Source organism: Thiolapillus sp., from assembly GCF_048562965.1.
Taxonomy (GTDB): Bacteria; Pseudomonadota; Gammaproteobacteria; order Chromatiales; family Chromatiaceae; genus Thiolapillus; species Thiolapillus brandeum_A.
This window is the reverse complement of the sequence record NZ_JBHNMF010000923.1, coordinates 1-1,126: the sequence shown is the minus strand read 5'-3', so window position 1 is coordinate 1,126 and position 1,126 is coordinate 1. Positions and strand designations below refer to the sequence as shown.

Here is a 1,126-nt window from a genome sequence, read left to right as displayed (position 1 = left end):
TACCTCCACCATGTGCTGCAGCACATCGGCAATGCCAGGACGGTTGAGGACATTGAAGCCCTGCTACCCTGGAACACGCCCGTCAAAAAAATGCAATAGGGCTGATTGTTTGGCGCTTACGCCTCACTGACGACCCTCAAACCGGCTCCGACAGGAACAGCAAAATTCTTTCCCAGACTGACAACCGGCGCAAGCAGCATTACACCGGTATCACTGCCCACCACCGAATTGCTCGCCAGGATGCTTTTACATGCGGTCAACGACTGTTCAATCGAGTACGCCACTGTACGCTGATCGGGAATGATGACCCGGACCGTCAACGAATCCTCGGATTTCTGATTGAGGTCATCCTGCACCGTCAGTGTCAGTGTATAGCTGCCGGGTGTTACCGCACTGAATACGGGGGCAACCGTATCGGCAGACAGAAGACTGAAATCCGCCCCCGCTGAATCCGGTAAAACGCTCCATGCATAGCGGTATGGTGTGCTCCCGCCCTGTACTTCCACTGCACTTCCCAGATGCAAGGTTTCTGTGACAGCCACGATTTCTCCATCATCACCGGCATTTACAGACAGAGGGGTTGCCTGCACATCCCTGGTTACGGAAGCAAAGGTGGCGCTAACGCCACCGATATCCAGTGTGGTCGTGATTGTGGTTGCCGGCTGACCAGCAGACAGGTGACGCAGCTGGATCTGATCGTTGTTGCTGATCTGGCCGGCAGCCGACTGCCAGCTGCCGCTGTTGATCCGGTACTCCCCACCCTGGATACTCACCGCTGCCGGTGCATCGATGCCTGTGATGGTCACAACCTCGGACTCAGTGGTTACCCTCGGGTCGTACTGGACGCCGTTGACCGTGGCAAAGCTGAAAGGATCCGGTGTGGTGTCCACAGGGGCGTCTCTGGTGACAGAAACAAAGGTGGCGCCAACACCGCCGATATCCAATGCAGTGGTGGTTGTGGTTGCCGGCTGATCAGCAGACAGGTGGCGCAGCTGGATCTGATCGTTCAAGCGTGTCTTCGGCCTCGTGATAGATTTTGGGACATCCCAGTCCCCAAAATCGACTCGGCCTTTGACAACCTATTGGTGCCCCAGCCGTCCTGGTCACCAAGCACTACGCAACAACT

2 protein-coding genes are annotated in these 1,126 nt (G+C 56.4%); one reads left to right on the top strand and one right to left on the bottom strand.

Annotated features, from left to right (window positions below):
* Positions 1–99: transposase domain-containing protein (locus ACOCD2_RS21225; RefSeq protein WP_368857394.1), on the top strand; the 99-nt coding region annotated here is incomplete at its 5' end.
* 17 nt (positions 100–116) lie between these two features.
* Here ACOCD2_RS21225 and ACOCD2_RS21220 read toward each other — a convergent pair.
* Positions 117–1,010 carry a PKD domain-containing protein gene (locus tag ACOCD2_RS21220; protein WP_293650465.1) on the bottom strand — a complete coding sequence of 298 codons (894 nt, stop codon included), beginning with the start codon at positions 1,008–1,010 and terminating at the stop codon, positions 117–119.
* Positions 1,011–1,126: the final 116 nt, after the last annotated feature.